Source organism: Brasilonema angustatum, from assembly GCF_059505445.1.
The window spans coordinates 1-19,719 of sequence record NZ_JCACKO010000137.1 but is presented as its reverse complement, the minus strand read 5'-3'; the positions used below and the strand labels follow the sequence as shown (position 1 = coordinate 19,719).

15 protein-coding genes are annotated in these 19,719 nt (G+C 41.7%); all 15 read left to right on the top strand.

The genetic code is table 11. From position 1 onward, the window contains the following. Positions 1-152: 152 nt before the first annotated feature. Entirely contained in the window at positions 153-1,316 is a 1,164-nt protein-coding gene (locus tag AC5JM2_RS25565; RefSeq protein ID WP_495837629.1) for an endo-1,4-beta-xylanase, read from the top strand. 224 nt (positions 1,317-1,540) lie between these two features. Further along, positions 1,541-1,885 carry an STAS domain-containing protein gene (locus AC5JM2_RS25560; RefSeq protein WP_495837628.1) on the top strand — a complete coding sequence of 115 codons (345 nt, stop codon included), beginning with the start codon at positions 1,541-1,543 and terminating at the stop codon, positions 1,883-1,885. A gap of 45 nt (positions 1,886-1,930) precedes the next feature. Then, positions 1,931-2,719 (top strand): WecB/TagA/CpsF family glycosyltransferase, encoded by a 789-nt coding sequence (locus tag AC5JM2_RS25555; RefSeq protein WP_495837627.1) that lies wholly within the window; start codon positions 1,931-1,933, stop codon positions 2,717-2,719. Between the two features lie 180 nt (positions 2,720-2,899). Next, a complete protein-coding gene (locus AC5JM2_RS25550) occupies positions 2,900-4,330 on the top strand; it encodes a sugar transferase (protein WP_495837626.1) in 1,431 nt (476 codons plus the stop codon). Positions 4,331-4,936: 606 nt separating this feature from the next. Next, a complete protein-coding gene (locus AC5JM2_RS25545; protein ID WP_495837625.1) occupies positions 4,937-7,156 on the top strand; it encodes a GumC family protein in 2,220 nt (739 codons plus the stop codon). Then, positions 7,141-7,722, top strand: a complete 582-nt coding sequence (locus tag AC5JM2_RS25540; RefSeq protein WP_495837624.1) for a serine O-acetyltransferase — start codon at positions 7,141-7,143, stop codon at positions 7,720-7,722. The genes AC5JM2_RS25545 and AC5JM2_RS25540 overlap by 16 nt, the downstream gene beginning before the upstream one ends. Before the next feature lie 12 nt (positions 7,723-7,734). Continuing rightward, positions 7,735-8,940, top strand: a complete 1,206-nt coding sequence (locus AC5JM2_RS25535; RefSeq protein WP_495837623.1) for a glycosyltransferase family 2 protein — start codon at positions 7,735-7,737, stop codon at positions 8,938-8,940. 197 nt (positions 8,941-9,137) lie between these two features. After that, complete coding sequence (locus AC5JM2_RS25530) at positions 9,138-10,400, top strand: glycosyltransferase (RefSeq protein ID WP_495837622.1); 1,263 nt, start codon at positions 9,138-9,140, stop codon at positions 10,398-10,400. Positions 10,401-10,486: 86 nt separating this feature from the next. Further along, complete coding sequence (locus tag AC5JM2_RS25525; protein ID WP_495837621.1) at positions 10,487-11,749, top strand: O-antigen ligase family protein; 1,263 nt, start codon at positions 10,487-10,489, stop codon at positions 11,747-11,749. Between the two features lie 604 nt (positions 11,750-12,353). Then, a complete protein-coding gene (locus AC5JM2_RS25520) occupies positions 12,354-13,361 on the top strand; it encodes a glycosyltransferase family 2 protein (RefSeq protein ID WP_495837620.1) in 1,008 nt (335 codons plus the stop codon). 112 nt (positions 13,362-13,473) lie between these two features. Next, on the top strand, positions 13,474-14,526 hold the full coding sequence (locus AC5JM2_RS25515) for a Gfo/Idh/MocA family protein (RefSeq protein ID WP_495837619.1): 1,053 nt from the start codon (positions 13,474-13,476) through the stop codon (positions 14,524-14,526). Continuing rightward, the gene (locus AC5JM2_RS25510) at positions 14,523-15,569 is read left to right on the top strand and encodes an NAD-dependent epimerase/dehydratase family protein (protein ID WP_495837618.1); all 1,047 of its coding nucleotides are present in this window, start codon (positions 14,523-14,525) and stop codon (positions 15,567-15,569) included. Before AC5JM2_RS25515 ends, AC5JM2_RS25510 begins: the two co-directional genes overlap by 4 nt. Before the next feature lie 5 nt (positions 15,570-15,574). Further along, positions 15,575-16,879, top strand: a complete 1,305-nt coding sequence (locus AC5JM2_RS25505; RefSeq protein WP_495837617.1) for a glycosyltransferase family 4 protein — start codon at positions 15,575-15,577, stop codon at positions 16,877-16,879. Between the two features lie 53 nt (positions 16,880-16,932). Continuing rightward, the gene (locus AC5JM2_RS25500) at positions 16,933-18,066 is read left to right on the top strand and encodes an acyltransferase family protein (protein WP_495837616.1); all 1,134 of its coding nucleotides are present in this window, start codon (positions 16,933-16,935) and stop codon (positions 18,064-18,066) included. Between the two features lie 92 nt (positions 18,067-18,158). After that, positions 18,159-19,511 (top strand): oligosaccharide flippase family protein, encoded by a 1,353-nt coding sequence (locus AC5JM2_RS25495; RefSeq protein ID WP_495837615.1) that lies wholly within the window; start codon positions 18,159-18,161, stop codon positions 19,509-19,511. The last annotated feature ends 208 nt before the right edge of the window (positions 19,512-19,719 follow it).

Genomic DNA, 19,719 nt, shown 5'->3' with positions numbered 1-19,719 from the left:
TACTAAGACTGATATATCCTATTAACCATATCCTCCTTGAAACGGATTTTGGAAGAGGTTATGGTGACATAGGACATAGTTGTCTGTTAGTTACTAACTAGCAATTTGAGTTCAACATTGAGATATTTCTGGTTTTGGTTGCATTTATCTATATGTTCAAAAACTCGTCACAAAGTAGGCGTCGTTTTTTGTACATTGGTTTATCAAGTTTAGCAGGGGCTACTGGTCTGGCTGCGGTAAAAAATAGTAATCCAATGTACTTGAGTGATGCATTAGACAACCCAAAAAGAAATTTTAAAGTAGCGGGACTTGCTTCCTTAAACAAGCGTGCTGTAGCCAAAGGATTAATTTATGGGGTAGCCTGTGGGCGAGATGTTCTTGCCTCAGACAAAAATTTACAGGCTAGCATTGTTCGGGAGTGTGGCGTCCTGACACCAGAGAACGAGCTCAAGTGGCAATTTGTGCGACCTCGTCCAGACGTGTTTGACTTTAGTAAAGCAGATTGGATAGCTGGATTTGCCCGCGCTCATAATATGCTTTTTCGAGGACATGCTTTAGTCTGGCATGAGCAACTACCTGACTGGTTCAAAGAAGTCGTTAACCGCCAAAATGCAGAAAAATTTTTGGTGGAACATATTACAACTGTAACAAAACACTACGCTGGTAAAATACACTCTTGGGATGTGGTGAATGAGGCTATTAAACCAGATGATGGACTAAAATCAGGCTTACGACAAACTCCGTGGCTCAAGTTTCTAGGTCCAGATTACATAGAGCTTGCCTATCGAGTTGCGGCGCGAGCTGATCCCAAAGCCATGTTGGTCTACAACGAGAATGGACTGGAGCATAATGGTTCTGAATATGAAGCCAAAAGAACTGCTGTTCTGAAACTTCTAGAACGTCTGAAATCTAGAGGAACACCGATTCATGCTCTGGGTATTCAATCTCACTTGTTAGGTCAGGCTTCCTTGAATCCCAAAGAACTACGACATTTTCTGTCTAACGTGGCGAGTCTTGGTCTGAAGATTATCATTAGCGAACTAGACGTAACAGACCAGAAATTACCTTCGGATACCGTTGTGCGCGATCGCATTGTCGCTGCTAAATACGAAGACTATCTTTCGGTAGTGCTAGATGAGCGAGCAGTGATTGCCGTCTTAACTTGGGGATTGAGCGATAGATACTCTTGGCTTTCAATGTTTGGTTCCCGTTCAGATCGTGCACCAGTACGTCCTTTGCCACTCGACTTAAACTTCAAATCCAAATTGGCATTGAATGCGATCGCAAGAGCGTTTGATAAAGCCCCGAAACGTTGACCAACAACTTTTATGGTGGATGGAAAAATGTGGTTGAAGATGACTTGTGGAATTTTTCTGAAAGCGTTGCATGGTGAGACCAGCGCTATGCAGCAGGATCTCCCGCTCTCACGGCGACTGCCGATCTATGCCTGCGCCACCCCATTCAGGTATCCCAGCGATCTGCGGAGGTCTTCCGAGTAAGGCTGAAGTGTTGCAAACCTATTGCCTATTCAACTCAAATTATGGAACAGATGCTTGCTAATCCACAAGTTGTAGTGATTCGACCTCTAGGTTGTCTAAATGCCACAAAAGCATTGGATTTTGAGCAGCTGCTAACAACAGTAATCGAACAAGGTCATTGTTCCGCCTTGTTAGTAGATTTAGGGCAAGTAAAATCTTTAGACAGTGCTGGATTGATGGCTTTGATGGCTGCTCTGAAGAAGGCTCAAAGCTTAGGTCGGCGCTTGAGTCTTTGCTGTGTTTCGCCCACAATCAAACTCATTTTTGAACTGACCCAACTTGATCAGGCATTTGAGATCTTTGAATGTCAATCTGAATTTACGCGCACTTACGGATTCGAGCTATAAGTGTGGGTGAACATTACTTTAACAATATAAAAGGAACTATCTAAAATGCAAAAATTTGATGAGATTTCCGTACTCGGAACTAGGTTTCATAAAATTAAAGTTAATGAACTCATCGAGTATGCTGTCCAAGCAGCAAAACTTAAAAAGAAAACAATCATAGGTCATGTTAATACCAGGGCAATGAATTTTGCCTATGAATTGCCCTGGTATAAAGAGTTTCTCAACAGATCCGATTTAGTTTTCTGCGATGGATTTGGTGTTCTCTTAGGAGCAAAACTCTGTGGTGGCTGTGTTGATTCATCTCATCGCATGACCTGTCCAGATTATATAGAAGATTTTGCCAGAGCTTGCGAGCGCGAAAATGTTTCCTTGTTCCTACTTGCTGGTGAGCCAGGAACCGTAGATCAAGCGATCGCTAAGCTTAAAGTGATTGCACCGAATTTAAGAGTGAACGGACATCACGGTTATTTTGACAAGTCTGGTGAGGAAAATGAATTTGTTATCCAACAAATCAATCAATTCAAGCCAGATATCTTGTATATTGGCTTTGGAATGCCGTTACAAGAGCGTTGGATTTTGAGTAATTCAGAGAAAATAGAGACAAAAGTTTTTCTACCTCTTGGGGCATGTCTTGATTTTTATACTGGTACTGTCTCCAGAGGTCCGCTTTGGATGACTAGTAGTGGTCTAGAGTGGTTAACAAGATTAGTTACACAACCAAAACGTTTGTGGAAACGTTATGTACTTGGCAATCCGTTGTTTTTTTATCGAGTCCTACAGCAACAGTTGATGAAAATCTTCAGAAAGCGCTCTCGAACCTCATCGCAGTATTAAACTGATGCTTTGTACATATAACACTTTTTTAAGATTCTCAAGTATCAAGAATTGATAGTACTCCGAATTCTGGTTACTTGATAAGCTCAAAAATTACTGTGCTCAATCTAACAGTTGAAAAGGTTCCACCTAGCCAGGAAATCTATTTTGTAAAGTGCAACTACAGGGGTCGTAACTATCGTGGCAGCATATAAATCTTTATCAGTTACAGAGTTAAAGCCAGATTTAAGGTCGGCAAATGGCACCAGGATACAGAAAGGATTAACCAGTAAGTTTCTACGTGTTGGAACACTTAGTATTCTAGATGTCATTTCTTTGACTTTAGCATGGAAGTTAGCAGTCATTTATGGCACTCCATTAGATTCGCCTTGGACACAAAAAGTCTCTTTTCTACTACTGATTTTGGCAGTTGAAATAGGGGTGATTGCCACTAGAGGACTATACAAATCAGGTATGAATCGTCGTAACTATCTTGGTTTGATCAAAGCAGTCACACTGTCAGATCTTTTACTGTTGATGATTGCCTTTCTCTACGAACCAGAGAGTTACATCTCGCGCTCAACTTTTCTACTTTTTTGGTTGTTGTCAGTTGTTTTCGTCTGTACTGGTCGCTTTATCTGTGATGTAGCTACTAAATTACTTCGTAGTAGAGGAGCAATTCGCCATACCGTTTTTCTGATTACAGACCCGGAAGACAAAGACAGCCATATTCGGCTAATAGAGAAAGAGAATTGCTACACCATACACAGAATTGCTGATTCGAGCTGTTTGCATCTGATGAACCGAGAAACAACCTTTGAATATCTACGCACACAAGGCATAGAAGAGGCTTTTGTTTCTTGGAACGCCATTAAAAATCGTCTCTATGTTTGCTGGCGTTTCCAAACAGCCGGCATTACCCTACGAATACTGCCAACAGAGGGTCAAGTTCGTCACCCCAAATCCATATTTTGGATGATTGGTGAAGTTCCTTGCATGACGATTCCTGCACCTATCATTGCAGGTAGTGATTTTTGGGTAAAGCGGAGTTTTGATCTTTGTTGTTCAACGATACTTTTACTTTTGCTATCTCCTGTCTATGTGGTGATAGCTACACTGATTAAGTTAGATTCTTCAGGACCGGTGTTCTTTCAGCAAAATCGAGTTGGTTTGCATAGTAAGAGTTTCAAGATTTGGAAATTCCGCACAATGGTTGCCAATGCAGAAAAGTTGCAAGCAAAGCTAGAAGCAAAGAATGAAATCAAGGATGGGGTTCTTTTTAAAATGAAAGACGATCCTCGGATCACACGGATAGGCAAATTTCTACGCCGTTACAGTTTAGACGAACTGCCCCAGCTGTTTAATGTTTTCCTTGGAGAGATGAGTCTAGTTGGTCCGCGTCCTCTGCCTATGAGAGATGTAGAAAAATTCAAAACAAAGCATTTTATCCGACAAGAAGTTTTACCTGGTATTACAGGATTATGGCAGGTATCTGGTCGCTCCGATATCGATAATTTTGAAGATGGGGTAAAATTAGATCTCTCTTACATAGAGAATTGGTCTGTATTGTTGGATTTGCAAATTTTGCTGAAAACTGTCAAGGTTGTTTTTAGTAAGGCAGGTGCTTACTAAGTATATTCTGAAACTACCGCCACCAAAGTATCAGCTTGGTGGCGGTTTTTAGTCTGATCAAATCTCATGGAATGTTGGTACATTTAGCAGGATATGCCTAAAGAGTGTTGACACCTATAGATATCAGGGTTCTACGCAAAATTTGAATGTTTGAGTAATTGTCTAGAATATACTATTCGCAATCGTGGTTAATACTTAAAGATTTATAGTAATTAATTTGAATGTTGCTTGTGAAAGTATTGCCTCACAAAACATACCTTTCTGACTTTTCCCACTTGATGAGTTAAACAGCAAACTTTACAGTATCTTTAAAAAAAGAACTCTAAAAATGCTTGAAAACACTGAAAAATAAAGTTATAGTTTGGGTGATTATAATGCCAGCTTAACAATAGCATGTCAAAATAGATAGCAATCATCAAATAATTTATGGAACGATGGCTAATATTGAAGTACACAAACGATAAATTTTGTGTTTGTATGAGAAAGCCATAAAAATAATATTTGATCAGCTGCAAAGATAGCCTATACTATGAAGCTAATGTGTTTATATAATCAAATTTCATTATTAGCTCCAACTTCGTACTGAACTGTGATTAGGGAACTTCTATGGAGACTAGAGGCTATCAAGAAGAAGTAGAGATTCAAAAATACTGGCTGGTTCTGAAACGCCGTTGGCCAATTGTGGTAGGAGTCCTTTTAGCTTCGATAGGATTCTCATCATTTCTTATATTCCTACAAAAACCTGAATATCAGGCTAGTGGGATGCTTCTTTTTAAATCAGACCGAACCTCGTCGCTGACAAAGGTGGGAGAAAAGATAGGAGATCTTGAATCCCTAATGCGGGAGGGTAATCCTCTAGAAACACAAGCTGTAATTTTGAAATCAGAGCCAATTTTAAAAGAGGTTATTGATACTTTAGGTTTAAAAGATAAAAAAGGAAACGCCCTGGGTCCGGAGTCGCTTCAAGTCAAGGTTGAACCAATTGTAGGTACAGATATACTGAAGGTTTCCTACACCTCAGGAAATCCTGAATTGACAGCATCAGTGGTCAATCAGGTGATGAAATCATACGTAGCAAAGAACATTCAGTTTAATCGAACTCAAGTCGTTGCTGCAGGTGAATTTATCAAAAAGCAACTGCCACAGACTCGAGTAGAATTAAACCAGGCAGCAGAGGCATTACGTGAGTTTAAAACTCGGTATAAGATTATCGAGCTTTCAGAAGAGGCAAGCGCCGCTGTTCAGAATGAGGCTAGTATAGATGAGCAAATCAACCAATCTCGAGCGGCGCTTGCAGATACGAGTGCTCAGGAACAGAAAATCCGCACTCAGCTGAATTTGGCAGGCTCTCAGGCTGTAGAAATTACTTCGATAAGTCAGATACCTGGTGTACAAGAAGTTTTAAGTGAGTTACAAAAGGTACAAACTAAGCTAGCAAATGACGAAGCACGCTACACCAGTGATCATCCAGCGATCACTGAGCTAAAAAATAAAGAAATAACTTTAAATGCTTTATTACAACAGCGAGTTGAACAGGTTTTAGGACCATCTGGAGTTAAGCAAGTTTTAGGAAATCAACAAAAAGTTGTTCCTGGTAAGTTGCAGATAGGGCAAATAAAGGAAAATCTGACGAGTCAATATGCACTCATACAAGCGCAACGCCAGGGTCTGGAAAGCAAAATAAAAGCATTGTCTAATATTCGAGGAACTTATAAGCAGAGACTTTCTGCCCTACCAAATTTAGAGAAAAAGCAAGGAGATTTAGAGCGAAGGTTGTCTATCGCCCAAAAGAACTACGAAAATCTTGTCAGCAGACTACAGGAAATCGAAGTAGCAGAAAAGCAAACTGTTGGCAATGCTAAAGAAATTCAACCGGCTCAGGTTCCCAAAAAACCATCTGTCTCTAAAATAACATTCCTTTTAGCAGGAGGCAGTGTATTTGTCGGGTTATTACTGGGTGTAGCAGTTGCATTCTTTGTAGACTTGATAGATAGAACCTTGAAAACGGTTAAGGAGGCAGAGACATTTTTTGGTTATACTTTGCTGGGATTAATTCCTAAGTTTGAATCGAATAAGACATCCGCTCCTGTTAACTTGATGTCAGAAAAAGCTTCTGCTCGAATTATTGTGGCAACCTCTCCTCGCTCAGTGGTTCATGAAGCTTATCAAATGCTACAGGCAAATCTCAAGTTCATTAGCCATAGAAAAGTTCGCACAATTGTAGTAACAAGTTCTGTACCTGGGGAAGGAAAATCAGAAGTTTCTGCCAATTTAGCTGCAGTACTGGCTCAGGCGGGACGGCGAGTTCTCCTAGTGGATGCAGACATGCGTAAGCCATCGCAACATCACCTCTGGGGGATCATAAACTCAGTTGGTTTAAGCAACGTTATTGTTGGTCAAGATCAACTTCCGCAAACTGTGCAAACAGTCACAAAAGAGTTATCAATCCTTACAGCTGGAGTGCAACCTCCTAATCCCCTTGGGTTGATTGACTCTGAGCGTATGGCAACTTTGATTGAAACGTTCTGCGATCGCTACGATGTCATCGTATTTGATACTCCTCCTTTGGTTGGCACTGCTGATGCAGCAGTTTTAGGAAAAATGGCCGATGGAGTTTTGCTGGTTGCTCGACCAGGTGTTGTGGATTCAGCAAGCGCCACAGCAGCAAAATCTTTGCTGGGACGTTCTGAAGCCAGAATTTTGGGAATGATTGCCAATGCTGTAAACGTGAAGCACGAACCTGGCAACTACTACTATTCTAACGTTCGAGGAGGGAAGGATGTTGTAGAAACTGGAACGGGGAATGAACAATGGGTGTACAAATAAACTTCATGGTCAATACAGACCAAGCAGAATCTACTTTAGGTCTTTGGGAACTGATTAAGGAAGACTGGATTGCCCACGGACGTGATTGGACTAAGCCCGGATTTCGAGCAGTGGCTGTTCACCGTTTTGGAGTTTGGCGGATGAAGATTAAACCACTACTTTTGCGAGCGCCTTTGAGCATTCTCTATCGAATGCTATTTCGCAAGGTTCGGAATCATTACGGAATAGAACTACCCTACTCTGTGGAACTTGGTCGTCGCGTGATTGTTGAACATCAAGGAGCAATAGTCATTCACGGAGACTGCTCGATTGGCGATGAGTCTATTATTCGCCAAGGGGTTACTTTAGGCAATCGTTACCTAGATCGCCCGCTTGATGCACCGAAATTGGGTAAACGTGTCAATGTCGGTGCTGGTGCGAAAATCTTTGGTAACGTCAGTATTGGAGATAACGCAAGTATCGGTGCTAACGCTGTGGTTCTGAGCGATGTTCCAGCAGGAGCAACAGCAGTTGGGATACCTGCAAGAATCATCCATTCTTCAAAAGTTGGCAATTCACATCTTTGAGGTAACAATGCCATGTCAATGAGCCAATTCATGGCTTCGTTTACTGATGTTGTTCTGTTAGTAAGCGCTAGTGGTCTGTTTATTGTCTGCCTATTTTTTCTGATTGAATGTACTGCGGCTCTATTGCCAATCACTTTTTATATTAATAAAGACAATGACCAAGATCTGAAAGTTACTGTCTTGGTTCCTGCCCACAATGAAGAAATTGTTATCGGCTCAACAATCGAAAAACTGCTCCCAGCGTTAAACAGACAAGATAGTTTGGTTGTTGTTGCTGACAATTGTAGTGACACCACAGCAGAGATTGCTCGTGCCAAAGGTGCTACAGTTATTGAGCGTTACGATCTTGAGCGAAAAGGCAAGGGATACGCCTTAGATTACGGCTTACAGTTTATGGAGTCGGCTCCTCCTGATGTGGTTGTGATTGTTGATGCTGACTGTACAGTCGAACCAGATGCAATTTCACTGTTGAGTCAGCGTGCGATCGCCTTGAGGGCACCTGTCCAAGCCACCTACTTGATGAGTAGACCGAAAAACTCACAGTCATCAAAAGACTTTGTTTCACAATTTTCTAACATCGTCAGGAATTTAGTTCGTCCCCGTGGATTAGCACGCTTGGGACAGTCCTGCCCGTTGCTTGGCACAGGTATGGCTTTCCCTTGGACAGTGATTCGTTCAGTTAATTTAGCCAACTCTCACCTTCTTGAAGATTTAAAACTAGGCTTGGACTTGACTTTAGCTGGACACAGACCAGTGTTTTGCCCAGAAGCAAAAGTCACTGGATATTTACCACAGCAGTCGCAGGCTGCTAAAAGTCAGAGAACTCGTTGGGATCATGGTCATTTACAAATCATACAAACCTATGTCCCCATCTTGCTTAAACAAGCAGTGTTTCAAAAAAGGTTCGACTTGTTGGTGAGTATTTTGGATTTATGTGTACCGCCTTTATCCCTGCTTGTTGTTATTTGGTTAGTGCTCATGGCACTTTCTTTGGTTTTTGGGGTTTTAGGAACATCATTCATGCCAGCAGTTATTGTTGCCACAGCTGGACTTTGTTTCCTAGTTGCAATCTTGACAGCTTGGACTAAGTTCGCTCGACAAGACCTTCCTCTGCGCGAACTTTTAACTGTTCCTTTTTATATTCTCTGGAAAATTCCAGTTTATTTCAAGTTTTTAGTCAAGCCTCAAAGCGTGTGGGTTCGTACGGAAAGGGACTAAGTTAATGCAAGTTATTCTTAGTTGAGATATTAACGTTAAGTTGCTAATTAGTGTCCAGAAACGGCATCTGAATTTACAAAAAAGCTATTTTTAAGTACTCCTAAATACTCAAACATCAAAATTTGTACTTAAATAAAAATGCTTTTTGATAGCTAGCAACTTGGGTTATTATACAAAACGTTGAGGCTATGAACGTTATGAATAAAATTCAACAAAATAGTCTTTTGCTAGTAAACTCAGTTCCGCTTCGGGAAATAGATGGTCAATTGGGGTTGGATGACCAAACCTGCGCAGGTTTGGTTCGCTGGGCAGAAAATTTTGAGCGAGTTGTGATCGCTGGTCCTTCCTTACCAGAACACATAGCTGTAACAAAAGAGTCTTCCACTGCTGGAACAGTATGGCAACCACTCACAGATTTGCCATGCGCGGATCAACTGGAATTTGTACCACTGCCCTACGCATATAAATTGCGAGACTTTACAAAGGTATATGCAAAAACACGTCGATTATTACAAGAAAAAATACATGAAAACCAGTATCTTTGTTTCGTAATAGCTCGACCTATTGGAGATTGGGGAGGAATTGCTGCTTTGGAAGCTATAAAGCTAGGACGACCTTATACTGCGTGGTTAGATCGCGTTGAGTATGAGGTCATCAGTCGAACGTTGCAAAGTTTGCCTCTCAAAAGCCGGATTAAAGAATTTTTGCACCTACCATTGATGAAACGCTATCAACAATACTTGATTCGTCAAAGCAGCCTAGGACTTTTTCAAGGGCAAGATTGCTATCAAGCATATTCACCTTTTTGCAAACAGCCCCATTGCATTTACGATGTTCATACAAAAAAGTCTGATCAAATTGACGAATCAAGCATAAACCTCAAAATCGAGTCATTAAAGTCTAATGAACCTTTACTGATTTGCTATGTCGGACGAGCAGCTGACATGAAAGGACCATTCGATTGGCTACATATCATACATCGGATTTGTCAAGCTGGTGTTAATGTCAAAGCCACTTGGTTTGGAGATGGGCCACTTCTTTTGAAGATGAAGTTGTTAACTCAAGAGTTAGGGATTGGTGAGCATGTTAATTTAGTTGGGTTTGTTAATGACCAAACCAAAATTTTGCAGACGATGAGAGAAAATCACATCTTTCTTTTCTGCCATAAAACACCAGAATCACCTCGGTGCCTGATTGAGTCAATAGTCTCCGGTTGTCCTATTGTCGGTTATGATAGCTCCTATTCCCAAGATCTCGTGTCTCGATATGGAGGTGGTGCATTTGTGCCAATGAACGACTGGCAAAAACTGGCTGACTTAGTTATTGAACTGAATTCAGACCGATCAAGATTAAGTAAGTTGATTCGAGCCGCTGCACTATCTGGTCAGTTTTTTGATGAAGAAACTGTTTATCAGCAGCGAAGTGACCTAATTCAGAAATATTCAGGATTCACTTTTTAAATGTTTAAGTAGCCGACATATTTTATGATCACGTGTATTTAGTATTAAATAAATTAAGCCAATTCTACGTATAGCAATATACAATTGTGAAAAAATATCTAAGAATTGCTGAGAAAGCTTTTATTATTTTAGGTTTATCTTTCTTCTCCAGCGTATTTGGTGTAGATTCTCTAGGTCTTGTACTGCCAAGTGCAGTTGTCACATTCATTAGATTCTTTGTTTGGGGAATGTCAACCCTTCTCGTTGCTGTCTTCTGGAAAAAGACAATAATTCTATGCAGAAAAAACATATTACTTTGTATATTAAGTGTCATAGCTCTGCTATCATTTCTCTGGTCAGAATTTCCAGACTTCACATTATTTAACAGTAGAGATATCTTGATGATGACCTCGTTTAGCTTATACTTTGCTACACGATTTAATCAAAAAGAGCAGGTACAAGTCATCGCCAATGCTTTATTGATAGGATGTTTTTTAAGTATAATAGCTGCCCTTGTGTTACCTTCCGTTGGTATACATCAAGCAAGTGATGCAATGGAAGCTCATCCAGGAGCATGGAAAGGAGTATATGGGCACAAAAATAACTTTGGAAGCATGATGGTTTTATCCTCAATAACATTTTTTACTTTGCCGAAAGAAAATTCTTTTTTCTACAAATGGTTTGGCTTTGGTCTTTCGCTGGTATTGATGCTGCTTTCAACTTCCAAAACTTCTCTTGTTCTCTCTTTTGTACTTATTTTTATAATAATGTTTTATAAAAACTTTCGTTGGCATGGAAAAATAAGCGTAATTTTCACAAACATTGGAATTCTTCTTTTAGGATGTATTATCGTACCACTTTTAACTTATTGGGTAGAACTCTTAACTGGTTTAGGAAGAGACGCAACTTTTACTGGAAGGACACCCATATGGACTTATGCACTAGGTAGATTAATGGAAAGACCATTGTTGGGTTACGGGCGTGGTGCATTTTGGGCACCGAAAAGTCCATATGCCATCGAAGCAGGTCAAGCACTAGGTACTGGTTGGGTTGCACCTCATGGCCACAATGGTTTTCTTGATATAGCACTTGACCTTGGGTTGATTGGTTTTTCACTTTTTTTAATTATTTATTTTACAGCCTTTGTTCGGGCATTAAAACAAGGTTATGCAACTAAAAATCTAGAATATCTTTGGCCATTAGCTTATCTCACTTTCCTGAGCATTAATAACGTGACAGAAAGTATTTTGTTACGTGGAGAAAACGTGTATTGGACTTTGTTTATAACAGTTGCTTTTACTATGAGCCAACGAAAGATAATTCAACCAATTAATATTCAAAACAAGAAAAGTTATTTGCATGTTACTTAAACGCGTCTAAACAGCCATCATGAACTGCGTACACCCTATGGCGTCAGCCATAGAGCGGCAGTTGCGTGAGTGTCACTGAAACCCTAGCTGAGCACTGCCTCACCAGAAGACATAAAAGTATTTCTCACTCACCCAACCCGAAAACAGTCACGCCCGAGAGCGGGAGATCCTCCTGCACCGTGCTGTCTGACTTCCTCACTCCCTAACTCCTTATTTTCAAGTCAGTCAATCACGAGAAAATTTCACAAACCTTGCCATGAAACAGTACTGGCTCACGCCACATGCACGCCACTTGCTACAACGGGGGGAACCCCCGCAACGCAGTGGCTCCTCAACGCGCTTAACCCGCACACGGTGAGACAGCGCTCTTTGGAGGGTCTCCCGCTCTCACGGCGACTGCGTATGCGCAAAGCGCACGCCCAGAGGTCTAAAGCGCAGCGGAACCGGAGGTTCTCCCCGATAGCCCTCCGGGTTCGCCAGTCGCCTGCGGAGGGAGACCCTACCAAGAGCGCTGGACTCACCGTAAGGCGTGGCCGTTCCCACTAGGGCAGTGGCTCCCCTACACCCATTTTCAAGCTAGATAATAATTACAGGAGGTATTGCTTTGCAATCTATTGGAGTTGTTGTCATCGGACGCAACGAAGGAAATCGTCTTCAAGCGTGTTTACTATCAGTGATAGGAAAAATAACAACAGTAGTCTACGTTGATTCTGGCTCCACAGATGGAAGTGTAGCACTGGCTCGCTCCCTTGGTGTCCATGTTATCGAACTCGATTTATCTATTCCATTCACTGCAGCCCGTGCCCGAAATACAGGATTTGAATATTTATTACAAATACAACCAGAGTTAGAATTCGTCCAGTTTGTGGATGGAGACTGTCGGGTTGTAGAGGGATGGTTGGAACGTGCTGTGGATGAATTAGTTGCCAGAGCTGATGTTGTCGTGGTGTGTGGGCGACGTCGAGAAGAATTTCCTACTAACTCTATTTATAACCGCCTGTGCGACATTGAGTGGAACACCCCAATAGGTGAAGCGAAAGCTTGTGGTGGTGATTCCATGATGAGAGCAATCGCATTCAAAAAGGTAGGAGGGTTCAATCCAACATTAATTGCAGGAGAAGAACCAGAACTGTGTGTGCGACTGCGTCAGGCTGGTGGCAAAATTTTACGTATCGATGCAGAAATGACATCACATGATGCCCAAATTACCCGTTTTCGTCAGTGGTGGAAACGAGAGATTCGCAATGGTCATGCTTATGCGGAGGGGGCTTGGCTACACGGTCGCAGTCCCGAACGCCATTGGGTGAGAGAAAGTTTAAGGAGTTGGTTGTGGGGTTTGCTTTTGCCTGTGTTGACCCTTGCTAGTTTCTTGCCAACTCGGGGATTAAGCATACTATTGCTGTTAATAGCTTATACTTTGTTAGGTTACAGAGTGTATCGACTGGCACGGTTTAAAGGTTTTGACAAAAAAGATGCTATTTTCTACGCCCTGTTTTGTGGTGTGTTAGAAAAATACCCTAAATTACTGGGTCAAATCCAATTTCACATCAATAGATTGTTGAAACGACAGCGCACTTTGGTGGAATACAAAAGCGCCCCTTCACCCAGTTAAAACAATCTCTCTTTTGCCGTATATTGGTATCTATAGTTACGCGCAATTTTTCACTTGAATCATGGAAATAATAGCTGATAAAACACTTGATTTTTGAGTAAATAGAGTATCAATGGTCACAAAAATTAAAGCAGCCGTCATTGGCACAGGGGCAATCTCCAAAGAACATCTGAGTTTTCTTTCCAAATCTGAACGCGCACATCTAGCCAGTGTTTGCGACCTTTCAAAAGTTTCTGCTAAATATGCAGCGCAACGGTTCGGTGCAGACTCAACTTATACCGATTACCGCCAGATGCTTGATGAGATCAAGCCTGACATTGTACATATTCTGACTCCGCCTCACACACACAAACGGATTGCCAAAGACTGCTTAGAAGCTGGTGTATACGTGTTCTGTGAGAAGCCTATTACACCGACTTACGATGAATTTAAAGAACTTTGGACTTTTGCACAGTCTCACAATCGTTGGGTGATTGAAAACCAAAACTACTGCTTTAACGAACCAATCCTGGCGATTGAGAAATTAGTTGCAGATGGGACTCTTGGTGAAGTCCAGGAAGTTGAAGTTCGGATAGCACTTCCAGTTCGGGATGGTGGAGTATTTGCAGACGAAAACCTGCCTAATCCCATTCATAAAATGCCCGCAGGGGTTATTCATGATTTTCTGACACACTTGTGCTCAATGGTGGTGCGCTTCATACCAGATTTTGAGCGGGTTAGTGCTGTATGGAGTAATCATGGTGGTGGAGACTTATTCCGTTATGATGACCTTGATGCGATCGTCATCGGAGGCTCAGCACACGCTCGAATTCGATTCAGTTGTCACACACTACCCAAGTCTTTTGCCGTTACAGTGCGAGGTTCAAAAGGTTATGCAGAAACTGATTTGTTTCAGCCGCATTTGCGTTGTGTCATACCCCGTTCTGGAGAACTGCTCTCTCCGCTGATTAATCATTTTGTGAATGGATATGATTTCATTGGAGCATCATTCACGAACTTTCGCAACAAAATTATGCAAAAAACAGTGTATGAGGGTATCCATCGACTTTTAGACAAAACCTATGAAGCAGTCATCGAAGGTAAAGAACCACCAATCAGTTTTGAAGATATGGAGCGTACACATCACTTAATTAATGCCCTACTATTGGAGGTGAATCACGTATGAAATTATTGATAACAGGTGCGTCCGGTTTTCTCGGACAATATGTTGTTGCCCAAGCACTGCGACAAGGACATAAAGTACGTGCAGTTGTGCGACCATCTAGTGATGAAAAGCGCCTAGCATGGCACAATCACCCAAATGTGGAGCTGATACGTATCGATTTGCGCTCCCCCAATGGTATTGTTGACGCAGTCCAAGGTGTAGACGCAGTCATCCATTTGGCAGCCGCTAAAGAAGGCGACTTTTATACACGATTTGCTGGCACAGTCATTGCCACCGAAAACTTGCTCAATGCGATGATTTCAGATAATGTGCTGCGGTTGGTTGATATTAGCACTTTCTCGGTGTACGATTATCTTCGCACAACCTCTGGCACAACAATCACTGAAGATACACTTGTAGAGTGCGACCCTCTTGAGCGGGATGAATACGCCCAAACCAAGCTTCTTCAAGAAGAACTTGTCCGCGAATTTGAGCAAGAACACAAGGCACAGGTGACAATTGTTCGTCCAGGATTGGTTTATGGACGAGATAACCTCTGGAGTACCCTGCTTGGAGGAAAATTAAGTGGCAATTTGTGGTTGCGAATCGGCGCTTATGCAACGATGCCATTGACATATGTCGAGAATTGTGCTGAAGCGATTGTCAGCGCAGTGGAACGTGAAGAGGCTATCGGTCAAACTTTGAATATCATTGATGACGACTTGCCCACTCAAAGAGCTTATGTCAAACAACTGGCGAAACGCAAATACTCTTTGCCCCGGATGATTCGGATCAATTGGACACTGATGCGGGCGATCGCCTGGATCTTCTGGTTCTACAACAAAAAAGTGCTGAATGGGCAAGCAAAACTACCTGGTATATTCAACCCAATCATACTGGATGCTCGGTTTAAGTTATTTAGCTACAGTAATGCCCGTGCCAAAAAAGTTTTGAACTGGAACCCCAGGTATTCACTCGACACTGCACTTGACCGCAGTTTGAGCAATACCGAATTGTTACAGGTATCGCAGCCGACACCCTCGTTGCAACCTTTAGGAAGCTGAATTCCATGCGTATAGCTTACCTAACTGGTGAGTATCCCAGAGCAACAGATACTTTCATTCAGCGAGAAGTCACAACCCTGCGAGAAATGGGGGTGGACGTCCAGACATTCTCTGTTCGCCGAACAGGGGATGAACATATAGTGGGAGAAGAACAGAAGCTAGAGCGCGATCGCACTTTCTACATTCTTCCTCCCAATTTCATCAACTTAGTGTTAGCGCACCTCAGTTTACTTTTTGCTTCCCCAAAAAAATACTTGCAAGCAATCAAGCTCGCATTCTCAACCAGCCAACCTGGATTGCGAGGTGCGCTCTATCAACTCTTCTACTTTTTGGAAGCAGGCATCCTTGCCAAACAAATCAAAGAAAGGCAAATCGTACATCTACACAACCACATTGCAGAAGCTAGCGGCACTGTTGCCATGATCGCCGCCGAAATGGGCGGTTTTACGTATAGCTTCACCTTACACGGTCCCTACATTTTCTTCCGTCCACATCAATGGCGACTCGATGAGAAAATCAAGCGATCGTTGTTTGTTTGTTGTATCAGTCACTACGCTCGCAGTCAAGCAATGATATTTGCACCCATCGATAAGTGGAATCGAATGCATATCATTCATTGTGGTGTTGATCTAGCTTTATTCAATGTTGTTTCTCACAACGACTCAGGAAAACGCTTACTTTTTGTCGGACGACTGGCTGCAGCGAAAGGTTTGCCTATTTTACTAGAAAGCTTGGTCACCTTAAGGCGGTCGCATCCAGACATCATATTAACAGTCGTAGGTGATGGTCCAGACCGTCAAAATTTAGAACTTTTGACAACTCAGTTGGGATTAAATCAGAATGTCAATTTCGTTGGCTATAAATCCCAAGCTGAAGTACGCAATTACTTTCAGCAAACCGATATTTTCGTTATGTCCAGCTTTGCTGAAGGGATACCAGTTGTACTAATGGAAGCAATGGCTGCTGGTGTACCTGTGGTAGCCACCCAGATTGCAGGCGTCAGTGAGTTGGTAGAAGATGGTGTGAATGGGTATCTTGTTCCACCAGGAGACACTGTTTCCTTGACACAGCGTGTCGAAAAGTTACTGAATGATGAAAAACTTCGAGCAGCATTTGGTACAGCAGGTCGAACAAAAATAGAAAAAGACTTTAATATACACCATGAAGTCGCACGCCTGCATCACTTAATGACTAGCGCCTTGGAAGGAAAACTAGAACCTATTCGTCCTGATGATCAACAAAAGCAAGTTTTCCTGAACGAATATCAGATCGTCACAACCTCTGGTTACGAATCTAGTAACCCTCCTTAAAAAGCGTAGCGCTAATATCATCCAAAAAATATTTCCCAATGCTTGTGTAGACAATGAACCCCAAAGTCTCATCAACAACTTCAACAACTTCACTACCTAAGCCCAAAGAGCATTTCTATTTCCTTGATGCGCTACGCGGTATTGCAGCTTTATGGGTAGTTTTATTCCATGCTCCTTTAGATCAGCGTATTGCCTTATTAACCAGCTCCTTGCCCCACTGGCTTGTAGTTGTCGTTTTTGAGTGGGGTGGCTTAGGTGTAGCCATCTTCTTTGTCCTCAGTGGTTTTGTGATTGCGCACTCGCTACGTGAGGCAAAGATCGACTTAGCCTACTTTGGGCGTTTCAATCTGCGTCGTTTTGCCCGACTTACTCCACCCTATTACGTCTCAATTGTCGTTGCTCTAGGTTTTGCATTCCTATCTTCCCATGTCAAAGGTGAGGCGTTTGCGCCAGGAAAGGAGCCTTTATCTTTCCCGAGATTGCTGACACATCTATTCTATTTACAAGATATTTTTCGACTTCCACATATCAACGAAGTTTACTGGACATTGTGTATAGAAGTACAGTTCTATGTAATCTTTTGTGCGCTCTTAGGATTAGCACAGTGGCTTAATTCTTCGTGGAATTTACGTTACAGTCGAGCAGTTGTATTTGTTCCTGCTGCTGTCCTTGCCGCTCTTTTTCCTATAGGTCTGCTTGGAGATAATAACAGACCTTTTTTCTTTTTGCCGTTATGGTACGGATTTTTGCTAGGGGTGTTTGCTTACTGGTCATGGCGTGATAAGTTGAAGCCTATCTTCTTTTACTCTTATTCAGCACTATTGTTGACTGCTGGAGTGGTAAAATCAACACAATTTACCATCGGGTGTGTGATTGTCGCCGTACTGATACTCGAAGTCGCACGAGCCAATCGCATGCAAGTTTGGTTAAAGTGGCGAGGGCTACAATTTCTAGGTCATATTTCTTACAGTCTGTATCTCACCCATAGTGCTATTTACGGAGCAGCATTTTTTATTGGTATTAAGCTGCTTCACAATAGCGCTTTTAGCCAAGCATTTTGCTTATTACTAGGAATTATTGCTAGTGTTGGCTTTGCCGCCCTTATGTGGGAATTGGTAGAAAAACCATCCATCCACTTGAGCCAAAAGGTCAAGCTTGTAAAGAAGAAGGGAGTTATTCGTGTATGAAGTTAAAATAGCCTTACTGTAACTGTATTATCAGAAAGTGCATCACTCGCTCTATAAGAACTACAAATAATACCTAAATTTTTTCATAAATTATGACATCTCTAAAAAAGCTTGCTATCCGTGGTGCAATCTGGACAATTATTGGTTTTGGAGGGATTCAAATCCTACGGTTTGGGAATAATTTGATTCTAACTCGCTTGCTTAAACCAGAATTTTTTGGTTTGATGGCTTTAGTCACCACCCTAAGAGTTGGTCTTGAGTTATTCTCAGACGTTGGTATTGCTCAAAATATAATTAATAGTAAACGAGGTGATGAACCGGCTTTTCTAAATACTGCTTGGACTATACAAGTTATTCGTGGTGTTGTCATTTGGATTGTTTGTTTACTTGTCACCTTTCCAATGGCAAATTTCTACAATGAGCCACGCTTATTGTGGCTCATTCCTATCAGCCTATCATTCTCAATTTTTGATGGATTTAGCTGTACTAGCCAACATACTCTTCATCGCCGGATGGAATTAGGAAAACTTGCTGTGTATGACCTATTATTGCAAGCAAGTTTTTTGTCTACCTTATGTATCTTGGTTTGGCGCTATCCAACTGTTTGGTCTTTAGCTGTTGGGATGGTGATAGGAGCAATATACAAACTAGTTAGCAGCTATTGGTTAATACCAAAATACTCCAATCGCTTTGCATGGGAACCAGAAGCTGTTAAAGAAATTCTATCCTTTGGCAAGTGGATGTTCATTGCATCAGGGCTAATGTTTGCAGCTGAACAATCTGATCGCCTGGTTTTGGGTAAAATCCTGTCACTTGAAATGCTAGGGGTTTATACAGTAGCTTATACCCTAGCAAGCATACCCCGAGAAGTTATTAAACAACTTAGCTATAAAGTCATTTTTCCTGCAATTTCCCAACAAGCTGACTTACCAAGGTCAAGTTTGCAAGCAAAAATTATCCGTCAACGGTGGGTGATACTAATAGGGTGTGCGATTGGATTAGCAAGCTTGGTTACTGTTGGTGATTTAATTATTACCGTACTATATGATAAAAGGTATGCTGCAGCTACTTGGATGATGCCAATCTTGTGCAGTGGCATCTGGTTTTCTCTACTGTTTTATACTATAAGTCCTGCTCTATTGGCAATTAGCAAGCCCTTATATTCAGCTCAGAGTAATTTTGCTCGATTTGGAATAATTACTCTAGGTGTACCTCTGGCATATTACAGTTTTGGCGAACTGGGGGCAATTATCGTCATTGCACTCAGCGATTTGCCTTTGTACATAGTCAATCTTTATGGACTTTGGCGGGAAAAACTTACTTGTTTTGCTCAAGATATTCAAACCACCGTATTTTTTATCGGATTACTTGCTTTGTTTTTAGTCATTCGGAATTATTTAGGGTTTGGTTTACCAATTCAAACACTACTTGGAGGCAATTTATAAAGTAAATCTTTAAAAAATTTTTCGGTTACAAAGTCCCCCTCTCAGGGACTCTACCCAACAAATCTAGTGAACTACCTACACCTATCTGAGTACAGATAAGGTGTAGGCTGACGGCGCATTTTTCAACACTGCCAGAACTTCCTTCAAGGTACTATTATCCCTCTTCTGTCACTTTCCGGGTATTCTGAATAAAAGAATCATGGATAGA

Bases quoted from the DNA above. Each gene is read 5' to 3' on its own strand.
- AC5JM2_RS25535 (WP_495837623.1), top strand. From the start codon at position 7,735: ATGTCAATGAGCCAATTCATGGCTTCGTTTACTGATGTTGTTCTGTTA.
- AC5JM2_RS25530 (WP_495837622.1), top strand. From the start codon at position 9,138: ATGAATAAAATTCAACAAAATAGTCTTTTGCTAGTAAACTCAGTTCCG.
- AC5JM2_RS25555 (WP_495837627.1), top strand. From the start codon at position 1,931: ATGCAAAAATTTGATGAGATTTCCGTACTCGGAACTAGGTTTCATAAA.
- AC5JM2_RS25510 (WP_495837618.1), top strand. From the start codon at position 14,523: ATGAAATTATTGATAACAGGTGCGTCCGGTTTTCTCGGACAATATGTT.
- AC5JM2_RS25515 (WP_495837619.1), top strand. From the start codon at position 13,474: ATGGTCACAAAAATTAAAGCAGCCGTCATTGGCACAGGGGCAATCTCC.
- AC5JM2_RS25505 (WP_495837617.1), top strand. From the start codon at position 15,575: ATGCGTATAGCTTACCTAACTGGTGAGTATCCCAGAGCAACAGATACT.
- AC5JM2_RS25545 (WP_495837625.1), top strand. From the start codon at position 4,937: ATGGAGACTAGAGGCTATCAAGAAGAAGTAGAGATTCAAAAATACTGG.
- AC5JM2_RS25540 (WP_495837624.1), top strand. From the start codon at position 7,141: ATGGGTGTACAAATAAACTTCATGGTCAATACAGACCAAGCAGAATCT.
- AC5JM2_RS25495 (WP_495837615.1), top strand. From the start codon at position 18,159: ATGACATCTCTAAAAAAGCTTGCTATCCGTGGTGCAATCTGGACAATT.
- AC5JM2_RS25500 (WP_495837616.1), top strand. From the start codon at position 16,933: ATGAACCCCAAAGTCTCATCAACAACTTCAACAACTTCACTACCTAAG.
- AC5JM2_RS25565 (WP_495837629.1), top strand. From the start codon at position 153: ATGTTCAAAAACTCGTCACAAAGTAGGCGTCGTTTTTTGTACATTGGT.
- AC5JM2_RS25560 (WP_495837628.1), top strand. From the start codon at position 1,541: ATGGAACAGATGCTTGCTAATCCACAAGTTGTAGTGATTCGACCTCTA.